Below are 14,466 nucleotides of genomic sequence, written 5' to 3'. Positions count from 1 at the left end.
ATCCGAATGCTCGACAGCTTTTTCACATAGCCTTCACTTCCCAAGCGATACGTTGACGCTTACCTACTCCAGTGAATCCCTTGGCCCGCCTCGCGCGGGCTTTTTTTTGCCTTCGGCAAACCGGCTCAGGCGGAACGCCGGGTCGCGGTCAGGGTGAAGCACAGCGGCAATTGCGCGCGTTGATTCTCGTATTGATCGTACAGCTCTTCACGATTGGAGTGCGGGTACTCCTGCAAATGGCCTATCTGCAGCTGCGCCGCAATCGCGCCGCTCACCACGCTTCCCAATGTATGCACAAACCAGTACGACGTCGGACCATCAAGGACGTCTCGCCCCTCATAAACGATGGATTCCTGCAATACAAAGGGATCACGCTGGAAATACGAACTGGCCGGCAACATTGGGTTGACGGCCGCGGGATCGAATACTTCAAGGAACGGATGGGTTTCATACATCACCAGAACACCGCCTGGCTTGAGTACACTCGCAGCATGGCGCATGAACAGCGCCACATCCGGCATCCAGCCCAATACACCGATGGTCACCAGCGCTACATCGAACTGCCCCATCAGCGCTTCAGGCAAATGGTGGATGTCGCTCTCAATGAACTGCGGACAGTGGGGCGAAACATCGGCCAGTTCCCGGGCCTGCTGGAGAAACTCACGGGATTGATCGACCCCCACCACCGAACGAGCCCCCAGGCCAAATAACGACAGGCACTCGCGGCCATTGTTACAGCAAAGCTGCACCACGTCCTTGCCGACAACGCCGACCTCTTGCAGCAGTTGGGTGATCGTCGGGTCAAGGCAGGAAAAGTCGGCGCGAGCAACCGCTGCCAGCGTCGCCTTCCAGGTGGCGGTGTCTTTATGCAGCCGGGCGGATTCATCCCAGGCGTGCCTATTGCTCTTGATAGCCTGCTCGGCCGAGGGCATATCCATTGCGTCTCCAGAAGTCAGTGCGGCGAGGTTCGGAAAGTAAGCCAGTTTCATGTCAGATAAAACCCCTGGACATGCCGAACTAATCTCGTCGGCTACAGGTCATTAGCCCAATGAGTGCTCAACCCCTGCGCACTGCCGCTGAAGAATTCATCGTGGCTCATCACACCGACCTGCGTACCACCCTCTCTCTGGACAGCCTGAACTTCTTCCTGGCAGACGTGCGTGATGGGCTTGGGCCGTATCTGGCGATCTATCTGTTAGCGGTGCATAAATGGGACCCGGCCAGTATCGGTATCGTCATGACCCTGGCGGGTATCGCCGCTCTGATCACCCAAGGCCCGGCGGGTGCCCTGGTTGACCGCACGCATAGCAAACGCGCTGTGATTGCGATCGCCGCCATCCTCGTGACCGCGAGTTGCCTGATATTGCCTTTTGTCAGCTCGTTCGGCTGGGTGGCGCTGACTCAGGCGGCCAGCGCGGTGGCGGCCTCCGTATTCGCCCCGGCGATTTCCGCGATTTCCCTGGGGATCACCGGGCCACGCGCCTTTACCCGTCGCACCGGGCGCAACGAAACATTCAACCATGCCGGCAATGCCGTCGCGGCCATGCTGGCGGGCGGCCTGGCCTACCTGTTCGGCCCTGTCGTGGTGTTCTACCTGATGGCTTTTATGGCGATAGCCAGCCTGGTAGCCGTGAGTTGCGTATCACCCACGGCGATCGATCACGAGGTGGCCCGGGGTTTCGACCCAGCCCACGCGCAGGACCACGAAGCGCCATCCGGCTGGAAAGTATTACTGGCCAACCGTCCGCTGTTGCTGTTCGCCGTTTGCTGCGCGCTGTTTCACTTGGCCAATGCCGCCATGCTGCCACTCGTCAGCCAGAAGCTGGCCCAGATCAACCTGCAAATGGCGACGCCCCTGACCTCGGCCTGTATCGTCGCCGCACAATTGGTGATGGTACCAATGGCCTGGCTGGTGGGCCTGAAAGCCGATATATGGGGCCGCAAGCCGTTACTGCTGGCGGGGTTCCTGATCCTGCCGTTGCGCGGTGTGCTGTACACACTGTCCAACGATCCCTATTGGCTGGTGGCGGTACAAATGCTCGACGGCATCGGCGCAGGTATTTTCGGTGCGCTGTTCCCGGTGATCGTCAAAGACCTGACCCAAGGCACCGGGCGCTTCAACGTCAGCCTGGGCGCACTGTCCACAGTATTTGGCCTGGGCGCGGCGTTAAGCAGCAGCCTTGCCGGCTTCGTGGTCCAGCAGGCCGGCTACAATGCTGCGTTCCTGACCCTGGCGTTTGTCGCCGCAGTTGCACTGGTGCTGCTCTGGCTGGCGATGCCGGAGACCCTGGCAAAACCATCTTTCGAGTGCCATACAACTGTCGCCTGACATATGCGACAATGCGCGCCAAATTCCAACACACATCCCCCATTTTCTGCTCAGCGACCGGGTTTCGCGCCTTGATGTCGCTGTTGATGCATGCCTGAAGGCTCCTGCCGCAATGCTTGCAACTCATTGATAGGTAAAGTAATTGATCTCCACAGCTAACATCACCATGCAGTTCGGCGCCAAGCCGCTCTTCGAGAACGTCTCGGTCAAATTCGGCGCCGGCAACCGTTATGGTTTGATCGGTGCCAACGGTTGCGGCAAGTCGACCTTCATGAAAATCCTCGGCGGCGACCTCGATCCGTCCGGTGGCCAGGTCATGCTGGAGCCGAACGTACGCCTGGGCAAGCTGCGCCAGGACCAGTTCGCCTATGAAGAATTCACCGTGCTCGACACCGTGATCATGGGCCACGAGGAACTGTGGAAGGTCAAGGCCGAACGTGACCGCATCTACTCGCTGCCGGAAATGAGCGAAGAAGACGGCATGGCCGTGGCCGAGCTGGAAACCGAATTCGCCGAGATGGACGGCTACACCGCCGAATCCCGCGCCGGTGAACTGCTGCTGGGCCTGGGGATTCCCCTGGAACAGCACTTCGGCCCGATGAGCGAAGTATCGCCAGGCTGGAAACTGCGGGTGTTGCTGGCCCAGGCGCTGTTTTCCGATCCGGAAGTGCTGCTGCTCGACGAACCGACCAACCACCTGGACATCAACACCATCCGCTGGCTGGAGAACATCCTGACCCAGCGCTCCAGCCTGATGATCATCATCTCTCACGACCGTCACTTCCTGAACAGCGTGTGCACGCACATGGCTGACCTGGACTACGGCGAGCTGCGCCTGTTCCCGGGCAACTACGACGAGTACATGACGGTGGCCACCCAGTCCCGCGAGCAGCTGCTGTCGGATAACGCCAAGAAGAAGGCGCAGATCTCCGAGCTGCAATCTTTCGTCAGCCGCTTCTCGGCCAACGCCTCGAAAGCCAAGCAGGCCACGTCCCGCGCCAAGGCGATCGACAAAATCCAACTGGCTGAGGTCAAGCCGTCGAGCCGTGTGAGCCCGTTCATTCGTTTCGAGCAAAACAAAAAGCTGCACCGCCAGGCGGTCATCGTCGAAAACATGGCCAAAGGCTTCGACGGCAAGCCGCTGTTCAAGGACTTCAGCTTCCAGGTTGAAGCGGGCGAGCGCGTCGCGATCATCGGACCGAACGGTATCGGCAAGACCACCCTGCTGCGTACCCTGGTCAACGAACTGACGCCGGATGCCGGCAGCATCAAGTGGACCGACGCAGCGGAACTGGGCTACTACGCCCAGGACCATGCCCATGATTTCGAAGACGACGTCACGCTGTTCGACTGGATGGGCCAGTGGACTCAGGGCGAGCAAATGATCCGTGGCACCTTGGGCCGCATGCTGTTCTCCAACGACGAGATCCAGAAGTCGGTGAAGGTGATTTCCGGTGGTGAGCAAGGTCGCATGCTGTTCGGCAAGCTGATCCTGCAAAAGCCGAACGTGTTGATCATGGACGAACCGACCAACCACCTGGACATGGAATCCATCGAAGCGCTGAACCTGGCGCTGGAAAACTACCCGGGCACGCTGATCTTCGTCAGCCACGACCGTGAATTCGTATCGTCCCTGGCCACCCGCATCATCGAGTTGAGCGCCACTGGCGTCATCGACTTCAGCGGCACCTATGACGACTACCTGCGCAGCCAGGGCGTGGTGTTTTAACCCCCGTAGTGAGCGGGCTTGCCCCGCGCTGGGTGGCGAAGCCGCCCCAACTGGGACGCTTCGGTCTTTCAGGAGGACCGAGGTGTCTGGATTTAGGGTGGCTGCGCCACCCAGCGCGGGGCAAGCCCGCTCACTACAACAGGCGCCGCATTCTTTCAGATAGAATGCGGCGTTTTTTATTGGGGCGGCTTCGCCACCCAGCGCGGGGCAAGCCCGCTCACTACAACAGGCGCCGTATTCTTTCAGATAGAATTCGGCGTTTTTTATTGGGGGTGAGCCCGCTCATCGCAGGGCTGAAGAATAGATAGGGTGCTTTCTTTTGTCCCGGGCCCTTGCCATGATGCATTCACCGCCCGCCCGCGAACGAGTGCCCATGTCCGACGCCGCCCCTTCCTCCCTGTCGATCACCTTGCAGATCGTCTCCATCGTCTTCTACACCTTTATCGCGTTTATCTGCATCGGCCTGCCGATCGCGGTGATCCCAGGCTATGTGCATGAACAACTGGGCTTCAGCGCAGTCGTCGCCGGTATCACCATCGGCTCGCAGTACCTGGCCACCCTGCTCAGCCGCCCCATGGCCGGGCGTATGTCGGATAACGTGGGCACCAAACGCGCCATTGTGCTGGGGCTGGCCGGCATTTTCGTCAGTGGCGTGTTGACGCTTGTTGCCACATGGGTACAGAGCATGCCCGCCCTGAGCCTGGGCATTCTGATCGCCGGCCGGCTGTTGCTGGGCGTGGCCCAAGGTTTGATCGGCGTGGGCACCATCAGCTGGTGCATGGGGGCAGTAGGCGCCGAGCATACGGCCCGTTCGATTTCCTGGAACGGGATCGCGTCCTATGGCGCAATTGCTATCGGTGCGCCGTTGGGCGTGGTGATGGTGGCCGATTATGGCTATGCCAGCCTGGGCGTCGCCTTGTCGGTGCTGGCGGCGCTGGGGCTTTGGCTGATTCGCAACAAACCTTCAGTGCCCGTGGTGCGTGGCGAGCGGTTACCGTTCTGGGCGGTGTTCGGTCGTATCGCACCGTTTGGCGCGAGCCTGTGCCTGGCATCGATCGGCTACGGCACGCTCACCACCTTTATCACCCTGTACTACCTCAACCGCGGCTGGGCGGGCGCGGCCTACTGTCTCACCGTGTTTGGCGTGTGCTTTATCCTGTCGCGCCTGGTGTTCATCTCCGCCATCAGCCGCTTCGGCGGCTTTCGGGCGGCCATCGCCTGCATGACCATCGAGACACTGGGGCTGACACTGCTGTGGCTGGCGCCGTCCACCGGTGTCGCCTTGATTGGCGCAGGGCTGACCGGTTTCGGTTTGTCGCTGGTGTACCCGGCGCTGGGCGTGGAAGCCATCAAGCAAGTGCCCAACAGCAGCCGTGGCGCAGGCTTGAGCGCGTATGCGGTATTTTTTGACCTGGCCCTGGCGATTGCCGGCCCGCTGATGGGGGCCGTAGCGCTGAATCTTGGCTACGGCTGGATCTTCTTCTGCGCCGCGCTGCTATCGATCACGGCATTGGCCGTGACCTTGCAGCTCAAGCGCCGCGCCTACTGATCGGCGGTCTGCAAACCGGCGCGGGTCGCCTGGCCAAGGGTGTTCGTGAAAAAGCGTCCCGCCTCGGAAATCAGGTTGCGGTGAATCCCTTCGCGGTCGACGCCATCCGCATCGGTGCAGACGGCCGGCATCGCCATCTGTTGATCACTGTCGCACGGCGCCATGAAGACGAAGTGCCCTGCCCCGGCCAATAGTTTGAAATCCGGTGGTTGCGGCAGTTTGCGCGCCAGGGCGGCAGCATTCTTGTCCACGGCCACCAGTTTGTCGCCATCGCCGCTATAGAGCAGCACCGGCACATGCACGTCCGCCAGCGTGTGGCGGCCAAACATCAGGCTCAGCGGGGCCATCAGCATTAACGCATGGATACGCGGGTCGGCTTGCGGTTGCAGGTCGTCACGGTCCACCACCAGCTCTCCTTTGGTGGTGCAGGCATCACGGTCCTCCGGACGCTCCTGGCAATAGCGACGCAGGCGATCGAAGTCGGGCTTGGCACCGGCGAGGATCAACGCCGTCTCGCCCCCGGCCGAGTAACCGATGACACCCACCTGATCGACATTGACGAACGGCGACAGCATCGGTTCATTCAAGGTCGCCGTAATCGCCGCAGAAATCTGGATAGGCCGGCCATACAAATTGCTCACGGTGCCCAGCCGGCTGTGATCCTTGTAGTTGTCGCCGGGATGCAGCACCGCCACCACCACAAAACCTTTGCGCGCCAGAGACGTGGCGAGGTCATGCAGGGCCAGCGGTGTACCGGTATTGCCATGGGACAGCATCAGCATCGGGAAACGGCCGATGGCGACCCGCGCGTCCTCAGTGGCGGCAACGTCATACGGCCCCAACCGAGTGATATGTTCAACGCCCAGGGCTGGGCCGCTGGAGGGATAGAACGCGATAGCCTTCATCGGCTGCGAATCCAGCGGGTCGAGAAACGTCATGCGATGAAAGCCCACACTCCAATGCGGGTGCGGTGCAGGCGCGGCGTGCACTGAAACCAGGCCGCCGAGCAGAGAAAGAACCAAAACAGCACAAAGACGCATCATGGGGATGTCCACCTTTGCTGCATGAGAACCGACATGTCGAATTAAAAGTCCAGGTGATAAACCCACGAATGCATAACCTGGGCCAAATGAGTGACATCGGCAAAACGAAAAAACTCCGTACTCCATCGTTTTCGCACGATCAGAGTACAGAGTTTAGGCGCCCGGATTCAGATTGAAACCGAGCAAGCGGCAAATTTACACAAGCCTTACGCGGCGGCGAACAATTGTTCGTTGATGACTACGTTGGCGTCGTTCAGGGACTTGGTCCGGAACTCGTCACCGTAGGCCAGGCCGTGGGCGCGAACGAATTCAATGTCAGTGATGCCCAGGAAGCCCAGCAGCACTTTCAGATAGTCTTCGTGAGCAACACCCGTGGCCTGGCCGACATGCAGGCCGCCCGAGGTGGACACGATGATGACTTTCTTGTTGCCGCACAGGCCTTCAGGGCCGGCTTCGGTGTAGCGGAAAGTCTGGCCGGCCACCGCGATACGGTCGATCCAGGCTTTCAACTGGGTCGGAATAGTGAAGTTGTACATCGGCGCCGCCAGGACAATGGCATCGGCTGCCAGGAACTCGGCCAGGGTGGAAGCGCTGAGGTCGGCTTCCTGCTTTTGTGCGGCACTGCGCTGATCGTCAGGTGTGCCCAGTGCACCCAGGGTGGCGCCGGAAAAATGGTTGATCCCTTCGCTGGCCAGGTCACGGTAAGTCACTTCCACACCGGGTTCAGCCGCTTGCCACGCCTTGACCACGGCAGCACTGAGCTGACGGGAGGCCGAGTTGTCGCCGAGGATGCTGGAATCGATATGCAACAGTTTCATGCGGAATCTCCAAGTGAGGATCGCGGTGGGGCGACCAAGTGAGGTTAATCCTACACATGAAGCCAATACTCGATTAGATGGTACAAATGCGATTGTTCGTCCTATTAATGGGACGATACGTAAATTGAAGCCGAGGTGGGCGCCGGCAATGCATAGGTGCGCTTCATCCATTGGATCTCTTCCTGGGGCGTGCGCCCGAAGAAGCGCTTGAACTCACGACTGAATTGCGAGGCGCTTTCGTAGCCGACCTGGGCGCAGGCCGTGGCGGCGGTGATGTCGCTGCGCAGCATCAACAACCGCGCCTGGTGCAGGCGTGTGGACTTGAGGTACTGCATCGGCGACGTGTCGGTCACGGTGCGAAAGTGCGCGTGAAAACTCGGCACGCTCATCATCGCCTCTTGCGCCAGCGCCGCCACGTCCAGGTGCTGGTGATAACCCCCATGGATCTTGCGGATCGCCCGCGCCACCTTGCCGAACTGGCCCTGACGATTGAGCGCCGCACGCATCGAACCGCCCTGCTCGCCGGTGAGGATCCGGTAGTAGATCTCGCGCATCAGCATGGGGCCGAGGATTTTCGCGTCCATCGGCGCGCTCATCGCTTCGAGAAAACGCAGTAATGAATCGCTCAGCGGGTCATCCATGGGCGATGAGTACATGCCCCGGGGCTCGGCCTCCAGCAGTGCGGGAAAGTCCGCCAACGCCAGCATCAATTGTGCCGCCAGGGTGAAGTCCAGCCTCAGGTACACCGCCAGCATCGGTTCTTCTTCACTGGCCTCGGTTTCCATGGTGAACGGCACCGGCACCGAGACCACCAGATAGTGCTGGGCGTCATACCGGTAAATCTCACCGCCCAGATAACCGCGCTTGGAGCCTTGGCAAACGATCACGATGCCGGGGTCATACAGCACCGGCACCCGATGCAGCGGCCGGTTGGAGCGCAGGAAGCGCACGTCATCCAGCACGCTGAGGTTATAGCCTTCGACAGGCGCCAGGCGGCCCATCAGCTCGATGATTCTCTGTGTTCGGCCCATGGGCTGAGGCTCCTGGGGGAAAACCGCACGGTACTGCGCAAACGGCGGCCTGGCTACACGCTCATAGGAATAGGCAATCAGCACATTGGAATGGATATTCGCCCAACGCACTCCCTTGCGTAGCCTGAAACAGCCCTTTCAGCCCTCGGAGATTGCCCCATGCTCATCGTCTACAACCCTGCCACCGCAGAAGAAATCGGTCGCGTCGCCACGCATTCCACGGACGAAGTCAAGGCTGCGCTCGACCGCGTCTGCGCGGCCTTCCCTGCCTGGTCAGCCAGGCTTGCGAGCGAACGCAGCGACATCCTGCGCCGTTGGCATGACAGCGTTAAAGCCGACAAGGAAGCCTTCGCCGAACTGCTGTGCCGCGAAAACGGCAAATGCCTGAGCGAAGCCCGTGGTGAAATCGACTACGGCCTGGGCTTTATCGAGTGGTATGCCGAAGAAGCCAAACGCGTCTACGGCGACACCCTGCCCACCCACGATCGCAACGCCCAGGTGGTGGTGACCAAGGAAGCCGTCGGCCCGGTCGCCGCCATTACCCCGTGGAACTTCCCGTTCATGATGATCACCCGCAAGGTGGCCACGGCCCTGGCCGCCGGCTGCAGCATGGTGATCAAGCCCGCCGAAGACACCCCGCTGACGGCGCTGAAACTGCTGGAGTACGCACGCAAGGCCGGCATCCCTGAAGGCGTGCTGGAAGTGGTGGTCGGCGATCCCAAGGCCATCGGCCTGATCCTCACCGGCGACCCGCGCATTCGCAAGATTTCGTTCACCGGCTCCACCGCGGTCGGCAAACTGCTCGCCGCGCAATGCGCCGCGACGGTCAAGAAGATGACCCTGGAACTGGGCGGCAACGCGCCGTTTATCGTGTTCGAAGACGCCAATCTGGATGAGGCGGTCAAAGGCTTGGTCAGCGCCAAACTGCGCAACTGCGGCCAGGTGTGTATTTCGCCGAACCGGATTTTTGTGCAACGCAGCATCCTGCAAACGTTCCTGCGGCGGGTGCAGGCGGCGGTGGCCGATATCGAAGTGGATCAGGGCCTGCGCGAGGGGTTTGTGGTCGGGCCGCTGGTCAACCAGGCGGGGTTCGACAAAGTGGCGCACCTGGTGGAGCAGGCCAAGGCCGCCGGCGCCGAAGTACTGATGGGTGGCAAGCCCCACGCCAAGGGCGGCCTGTTCTACGAACCCACGATCTTGACGGGGTTGCAGGATGATTCACCACTGGCCACCGAGGAAATTTTCGGCCCGGTCTTCGCCATCTATGCGTTCGAGGATGAAGAGGAAGCCATCAGGCGCGCCAACCAGACCGAATTCGGCCTGGTGGCATACGCCTACACCCGCGCATTGGGTCGCTCACTGCGACTATCAAGCGGGCTTGAGGCCGGCATGGTCATCTTGAACTCCGGTTCGGTGGGCACCGCGTCGGTGCCATTTGGCGGCATCAAGCAATCCGGTTACGGGCGCGAAGGCAGCTATTACGGGATCGAAGAGTATGTGCATGTGAAGTATGTGCTGATGGCAGGCGCACATTTTTAGTGGATTTGCCTGCACCAGACGCGGATAGTTCGTCCCACTGACAGGACAACAGGTTGATCATGCAAGACCTCAACGACCTTTACTATTTCGCCAAAGTCGTCGAATCCGGCGGTTTCGCGGCGGCAGGCCGTGTGCTGGGCATTCCCAAATCACGCCTGTCGCGGCGCATCGCCGAGCTGGAAGAACGGCTGGGCGCGCGCCTGCTGCAGCGCACCACCCGGCAACTGACCCTCACTGCCGTGGGTGAGCGCTACCTGCGCCATTGCCAGGCCATGCTCCTCGAAGCGGAAATGGCCGATGAGGCCGTGGCCAGCATGTCCAGCGAACCCCGTGGCCGCCTGCGCGTCAGTTGCCCGGTGGGCATGGCCCAGCACATGCTGCCGGACATGGTCGCCGGATTTCTCGCCGCCCACCCACTGGTACAACTGGAAATGACCCTGGTCAATCGCCGTGTCGACCTGGTGGCTGAAGGTATCGACGTAGCTCTGCGCGTGCGCGAACACGGCGATGAAGACCCGCTGCTGGTCACCAAGCGCCTGCGCCAGGCCCAGACGGTGCTGGTGGCCAGCCCGGCGTTTATCCAGGGCAGGCAGATCAACACCCTTGAAGACCTCAAGCAACTGCCGATACTGGGCGCCCTCGAGGCGGACCGCATGGTGCATCAGCGCATTCTCGACCCACAAGGGCAGCCCCACGAGCTGGTGATGGAGGCTCGATTGGGCATCGACGACTTCGTCGTGCGCAAGGCCAGTGCCATCATGGGCCTGGGTTTTACCGTACTGCCGATGATGTATTGCGAAGAGGAGCTGGCCAGCGGCCGCCTGGTGCAACTGCTGCCCGAGTGGTCGCTGCCTGGGGGTTGGTTGCAGGCGGTGTACCCGCATCGGCGTGGCGTACTGCCGGCCATTCGGGCCTGGATTGATTACCTCGAAGAAGGCTTCAGAGGTTGCGGAGACCGACTGCTATGAAGATGAACGAAGAACAAGTCGCGAGGTTTTGCCTGGGCCTGCCCGGAGCACGGGAAGACTATAAATGGGGTGGCGTGCGGGTGTTCTCGATCGCCGGCAACAAGATGTTCGCCGTGCAAAACCTGCGGGGTGCGTCGCTGGCCTTCAAGGTCGACAAGGATTTGTTCCTGGGCCATGTCGATCGCCCGGGTATCCACCCGGCGCCGTACCTGGCCCGCGCGCAGTGGATCATCATGGATACGCCCTACCCGCTGGGCGCTGATGAACTGCGTGGCTTGTTGCAACGTTCCCACCAACTGGTGGTCAGCAAACTGCCCAAGCGCACGCAGGTCGGGCTGCGGCTAGAGGACTGACAACAAGGTACCGCCCAGGAACAGCTGGTCCAGCCAGAACACCTGGTGCAACAGCACGATCACCCAGAACAGCACCTGATAGGACACTTTGCGGGTCTTGTGGCGAAACACCTGCTGGGCGATCAACGCGCCCGGCCAACCGCCTGCCAGCTCGACAGCGTGCAGGATGTTTTCCGGGATGCGGCGCGCATCGGTTTGCGCCTTGCGCTTGTCGCTCCAGTACAGGAAAAACGCCACCACGCTGACCACCCCATAGGCGACCAGCGGGATCAGGGTCTCGCCGCGATACCCCAGCAGCGCCGCTCCCAACAACGGCGCGGCGCACAGCAGTGCAAAGATCGCCGCCTTCAAGCGCGGGTGCTGCAGGCTCATGGCTTGACCGCGGACCAGTCGATCCAACCGAACTGCCAGGTCGCCAGGATCACCAGGCCGAATGCGATCCGGTACCAGGCAAAAGCCGCATAGCTGTGGCTGGCGATGAACTTGAGCAACGCCTTGACCGCGATCATCGCGAAGATGAACGAGGTGACGAAACCAATCGCGAATACCGGCAGGTCATCCGGCTGGAACAGGTGACGGTACTTGTAGCCCGAATACACCGCCGCACCGACCATGGTCGGCATGGCCAGGAAGAACGAGAACTCGGTAGCGGTCTTGCGCGACAAACCGAACAACAGGCCGCCGATAATGGTCGCACCGGAACGCGACGTGCCCGGGATCATCGCCAGGCACTGGGCCAGGCCCACCTTGAGTGCTTCCTTCCAGGTGATGTCATCCACACTGTGCGCATGCACGGCATGCTGGCGACGTTCGGCCCACAACATGATCACGCCGCCGATCACCAGCGCGGTGGCCACGGTGATCGGGTTGAACAGGTAGTGCTTGATCAGGTCGGCGAAAATCACCCCCAACACCACGGCCGGCAGCACAGCGATCATCAGGTTGACGGTAAAGCGCTGGGCATTGCGCTGCGTCGGCAAACCGATCACCACGTCCAGGATCTTGCGCCGGAACTCCCACACTACCGCCAGGATCGCGCCCAACTGAATGATGATGTTGAACGCCTCAAAACGCTCGCCACCAAAACCGATCAGGTCGGCTACGATAATCTGGTGACCGGTGCTGGAGATCGGCAGGAACTCCGTCAGCCCCTCCACCACGCCCAGTATCAATGCCTGTATGGCGGTCCAAAAATCCATATTTCCCCCAAAGGTCATGCGCGAGGCACACCCCGTTGTCTTTTCCAGTGATTCAATGATGTTGAGTGAGCTTGCGGCCAAGCGTTGGATCATCCACGCCGGGCTGCAAAAATTGCGTGAAAAATCAGGCAGTACTCAGGTTTTCCGATTACGCGCCGAAAGCCTATCAGACACGCCGGAAATGGCGAAGCAGCGCTACAACTATAAAAAGCATGGAGTGACAGGACGATGAACAGTTTGCGCAACATGTCGATCAGCCGCCGTCTCTGGCTGATCCTGATAGTCGCCGTGCTGATGCTGCTGACCTTGGGCCTGCTGATGCTCAAGCAGATCCATGGCGATCTCTACCAGGCCAAGCGCCAACAGACCGAGCATGTGGTCCAGACCGCCAGCGGCGTGCTGGCGTATTACCAGAATCTTGAAAAAACCGGCGTGCTGACCCGCGAAGCGGCGCAGCAGCAAGCCCTGAGCGCGGTGCGCGGGTTGCGTTATGACCACGATGATTATTTCTGGATCAACGACCTCACGCCCGTGATGATCATGCACCCGGCCAACCCCAAGCTGGATGGCCAGAACCTGTCGGCGATTCGCGACCCGGACGGGTTTGCGGTGTTCAACGAGTTCGTGAGCCTGGCCAAGGCCAAGGGTGCGGGTATCGTCAGTTATCGCTGGCCGAAGCCCGGCGCCGAAGCCCCGGTGGAGAAAACCTCGTATATCCAACTGTTCGAGCCGTGGGGCTGGATCATTGGCTCCGGCGTCTACGTGGATGACGTCCAGGCCGAATTCAAGGTGCAGGTGTGGAAAGCCTCGTTCATCTGCTTGGCGATCGCCCTGGTGATGGCGCTGCTGGTGCTGCTGATCGCCCGCAGCATCGTGAACCCGTTGCAACAGGCCGTGAACGCCATGGCCAATATCGCCAGTGGCGAAAGCGACCTGACCCGCAGCCTCGACACCCACGGGCGCGACGAAGTCACCCAACTGTCCCAGCACTTCAATGCTTTCACGCGAAAACTGAGCCAGGTGGTCGGCCAACTGCAGGCGTGCGCCAACGCCCTGGGCCAGTCGTCCATAGAGCTTGGCACCAATGCCAGCCAGGCCCATGACCGCAGCCAGCAACAGTCGCAGCAGATGGAACTGGTGGCGACCGCCATCAACGAAGTCACCTATGGCGTGCAGGATGTGGCGAAAAACGCCGAGCACGCCGCCAGCGAAATGCGCGATGCGCAGGCGCAGGCACAACAGGGCCAGGTGAATATCGACGGCAGCCTGCAACAGATCGACCAACTCTCCGGCACCATCGGCCAGGCCGTCGAAGTGATCCGCACGCTGTCCAGCGAAAGCACGCAGATCGGTAGCGTGCTCGAGGTGATCCGCTCCATCGCCGACCAGACCAACCTGCTGGCACTCAACGCGGCCATTGAAGCCGCGCGTGCCGGCGAGCAAGGCCGAGGCTTTGCGGTGGTGGCCGATGAAGTCCGCCTGCTGGCCCAGCGTACGCAGAAATCCACCGCTGAGATCCAGGTCATGATCGAGCGTCTGCAAGGCCATTCGGAAGCGGCGGTCAAGGTTATCAGCGACAGCCACAGCGCCTCGCAACTGACGATTGAACAAGCCGGCCAGGCCGGGGCCAGCCTCACGGCGATCGGCCAGGCGCTGCACAACCTCAACGGGCTGAACGCTTCAATCGCCAGCGCTACCCTGCAGCAGGCGCATGTCGTGGAAGACATCAACCAGAACGTCACCGAGGCGGCCGGCTTGTCCCACAGCACCGCATTGGCGGCGCAACAGTCCAGCGCGGCCAGCGAACATTTGCGCGCCTTGAGCGAACAACTCGACGGCCTGCTGCGCCAGTTCAAGGTCTAGCTCGTTTCAACCTGTGGGAGGGGGCTTGCTCCCGATGGCGGTGGG

General features: G+C 61.0%; 14 protein-coding genes. 8 read left to right on the top strand and 6 right to left on the bottom strand.

Annotation, left to right across the window (positions count from 1 at the left end; all coding sequences use genetic code 11):
• Positions 1–125: 125 nt before the first annotated feature.
• A complete protein-coding gene (locus C9383_RS11615; protein ID WP_090371268.1) occupies positions 126–938 on the bottom strand; it encodes a class I SAM-dependent methyltransferase in 813 nt (270 codons plus the stop codon).
• 152 nt (positions 939–1,090) lie between these two features.
• Here C9383_RS11615 and C9383_RS11610 point away from each other — a divergent pair, with 152 nt between their 5' ends.
• The 3 genes from C9383_RS11610 to C9383_RS11600 all read left to right on the top strand — a co-directional run bounded on the left by C9383_RS11610 (position 1,091) and on the right by C9383_RS11600 (position 5,607).
• Entirely contained in the window at positions 1,091–2,329 is a 1,239-nt protein-coding gene (locus C9383_RS11610) for an MFS transporter (RefSeq protein WP_090372427.1), read from the top strand.
• Positions 2,330–2,471: 142 nt separating this feature from the next.
• Positions 2,472–4,058 (top strand): ABC-F family ATPase, encoded by a 1,587-nt coding sequence (locus tag C9383_RS11605; protein WP_081086944.1) that lies wholly within the window; start codon positions 2,472–2,474, stop codon positions 4,056–4,058.
• A gap of 373 nt (positions 4,059–4,431) precedes the next feature.
• Entirely contained in the window at positions 4,432–5,607 is a 1,176-nt protein-coding gene (locus tag C9383_RS11600; RefSeq protein WP_090371270.1) for an MFS transporter, read from the top strand.
• Here the strand turns inward: C9383_RS11600 and C9383_RS11595 are convergent.
• The 3 genes from C9383_RS11595 to C9383_RS11585 all read right to left on the bottom strand — a co-directional run bounded on the left by C9383_RS11595 (position 5,601) and on the right by C9383_RS11585 (position 8,499).
• On the bottom strand, positions 5,601–6,650 hold the full coding sequence (locus C9383_RS11595; RefSeq protein WP_090371272.1) for an alpha/beta hydrolase family protein: 1,050 nt from the start codon (positions 6,648–6,650) through the stop codon (positions 5,601–5,603). The genes C9383_RS11600 and C9383_RS11595 overlap by 7 nt on opposite strands.
• A 206-nt stretch (positions 6,651–6,856) precedes the next feature.
• Positions 6,857–7,468, bottom strand: coding sequence for an FMN-dependent NADH-azoreductase (locus C9383_RS11590; RefSeq protein ID WP_090371274.1), 612 nt, complete (start codon positions 7,466–7,468; stop codon positions 6,857–6,859).
• Between the two features lie 104 nt (positions 7,469–7,572).
• A complete protein-coding gene (locus C9383_RS11585; RefSeq protein ID WP_090371276.1) occupies positions 7,573–8,499 on the bottom strand; it encodes an AraC family transcriptional regulator in 927 nt (308 codons plus the stop codon).
• Positions 8,500–8,658: 159 nt separating this feature from the next.
• Between C9383_RS11585 and C9383_RS11580 the strand changes: the two genes are divergently transcribed.
• Genes C9383_RS11580 through C9383_RS11570 form a run of 3 tightly spaced genes read left to right on the top strand, consistent with a single transcriptional unit; the run spans position 8,659 to position 11,359 of the window.
• Positions 8,659–10,038, top strand: coding sequence for an NAD-dependent succinate-semialdehyde dehydrogenase (locus C9383_RS11580; protein ID WP_090371278.1), 1,380 nt, complete (start codon positions 8,659–8,661; stop codon positions 10,036–10,038).
• Positions 10,039–10,097: 59 nt separating this feature from the next.
• Positions 10,098–11,006 carry a LysR substrate-binding domain-containing protein gene (locus C9383_RS11575; RefSeq protein WP_060752900.1) on the top strand — a complete coding sequence of 303 codons (909 nt, stop codon included), beginning with the start codon at positions 10,098–10,100 and terminating at the stop codon, positions 11,004–11,006.
• Positions 11,003–11,359: an MmcQ/YjbR family DNA-binding protein gene (locus C9383_RS11570; protein ID WP_090371280.1), complete on the top strand. Its 357-nt coding sequence runs from the start codon at positions 11,003–11,005 to the stop codon at positions 11,357–11,359. The genes C9383_RS11575 and C9383_RS11570 overlap by 4 nt, the downstream gene beginning before the upstream one ends.
• Here the strand turns inward: C9383_RS11570 and C9383_RS11565 are convergent.
• Both C9383_RS11565 and C9383_RS11560 read right to left on the bottom strand, forming a co-directional pair.
• A complete protein-coding gene (locus tag C9383_RS11565) occupies positions 11,348–11,731 on the bottom strand; it encodes a DUF1294 domain-containing protein (protein ID WP_060752796.1) in 384 nt (127 codons plus the stop codon). The two genes, C9383_RS11570 and C9383_RS11565, sit on opposite strands and share 12 nt — an antisense overlap.
• Positions 11,728–12,558, bottom strand: a complete 831-nt coding sequence (locus tag C9383_RS11560; RefSeq protein WP_060752795.1) for an undecaprenyl-diphosphate phosphatase — start codon at positions 12,556–12,558, stop codon at positions 11,728–11,730. The genes C9383_RS11565 and C9383_RS11560 overlap by 4 nt, the downstream gene beginning before the upstream one ends.
• A gap of 16 nt (positions 12,559–12,574) precedes the next feature.
• Here C9383_RS11560 and C9383_RS28010 point away from each other — a divergent pair, with 16 nt between their 5' ends.
• Together C9383_RS28010 and C9383_RS11555 are read left to right on the top strand one after the other, a co-directional pair.
• Positions 12,575–12,790: a hypothetical protein gene (locus C9383_RS28010; protein ID WP_143038215.1), complete on the top strand. Its 216-nt coding sequence runs from the start codon at positions 12,575–12,577 to the stop codon at positions 12,788–12,790.
• The gene (locus C9383_RS11555; RefSeq protein ID WP_060752794.1) at positions 12,787–14,421 is read left to right on the top strand and encodes a methyl-accepting chemotaxis protein; all 1,635 of its coding nucleotides are present in this window, start codon (positions 12,787–12,789) and stop codon (positions 14,419–14,421) included. Before C9383_RS28010 ends, C9383_RS11555 begins: the two co-directional genes overlap by 4 nt.
• Positions 14,422–14,466: the final 45 nt, after the last annotated feature.

Source organism: Pseudomonas palleroniana (assembly GCF_003031675.1).
Classification (GTDB): Bacteria; Pseudomonadota; Gammaproteobacteria; order Pseudomonadales; family Pseudomonadaceae; genus Aquipseudomonas; species Aquipseudomonas palleroniana.
Note: the sequence above shows the minus strand (reverse complement) of the source record. Positions and strands in the feature narration are given on the sequence as shown.

Bases quoted from the DNA above. Each gene is read 5' to 3' on its own strand.
- C9383_RS11560 (WP_060752795.1), bottom strand. From the start codon at position 12,558: ATGGATTTTTGGACCGCCATACAGGCATTGATACTGGGCGTGGTGGAG.
- C9383_RS11590 (WP_090371274.1), bottom strand. From the start codon at position 7,468: ATGAAACTGTTGCATATCGATTCCAGCATCCTCGGCGACAACTCGGCC.
- C9383_RS28010 (WP_143038215.1), top strand. From the start codon at position 12,575: ATGCGCGAGGCACACCCCGTTGTCTTTTCCAGTGATTCAATGATGTTG.
- C9383_RS11570 (WP_090371280.1), top strand. From the start codon at position 11,003: ATGAAGATGAACGAAGAACAAGTCGCGAGGTTTTGCCTGGGCCTGCCC.
- C9383_RS11595 (WP_090371272.1), bottom strand. From the start codon at position 6,650: ATGATGCGTCTTTGTGCTGTTTTGGTTCTTTCTCTGCTCGGCGGCCTG.
- C9383_RS11585 (WP_090371276.1), bottom strand. From the start codon at position 8,499: ATGGGCCGAACACAGAGAATCATCGAGCTGATGGGCCGCCTGGCGCCT.
- C9383_RS11565 (WP_060752796.1), bottom strand. From the start codon at position 11,731: ATGAGCCTGCAGCACCCGCGCTTGAAGGCGGCGATCTTTGCACTGCTG.
- C9383_RS11580 (WP_090371278.1), top strand. From the start codon at position 8,659: ATGCTCATCGTCTACAACCCTGCCACCGCAGAAGAAATCGGTCGCGTC.
- C9383_RS11615 (WP_090371268.1), bottom strand. From the start codon at position 938: ATGGATATGCCCTCGGCCGAGCAGGCTATCAAGAGCAATAGGCACGCC.
- C9383_RS11555 (WP_060752794.1), top strand. From the start codon at position 12,787: ATGAACAGTTTGCGCAACATGTCGATCAGCCGCCGTCTCTGGCTGATC.
- C9383_RS11600 (WP_090371270.1), top strand. From the start codon at position 4,432: ATGTCCGACGCCGCCCCTTCCTCCCTGTCGATCACCTTGCAGATCGTC.
- C9383_RS11575 (WP_060752900.1), top strand. From the start codon at position 10,098: ATGCAAGACCTCAACGACCTTTACTATTTCGCCAAAGTCGTCGAATCC.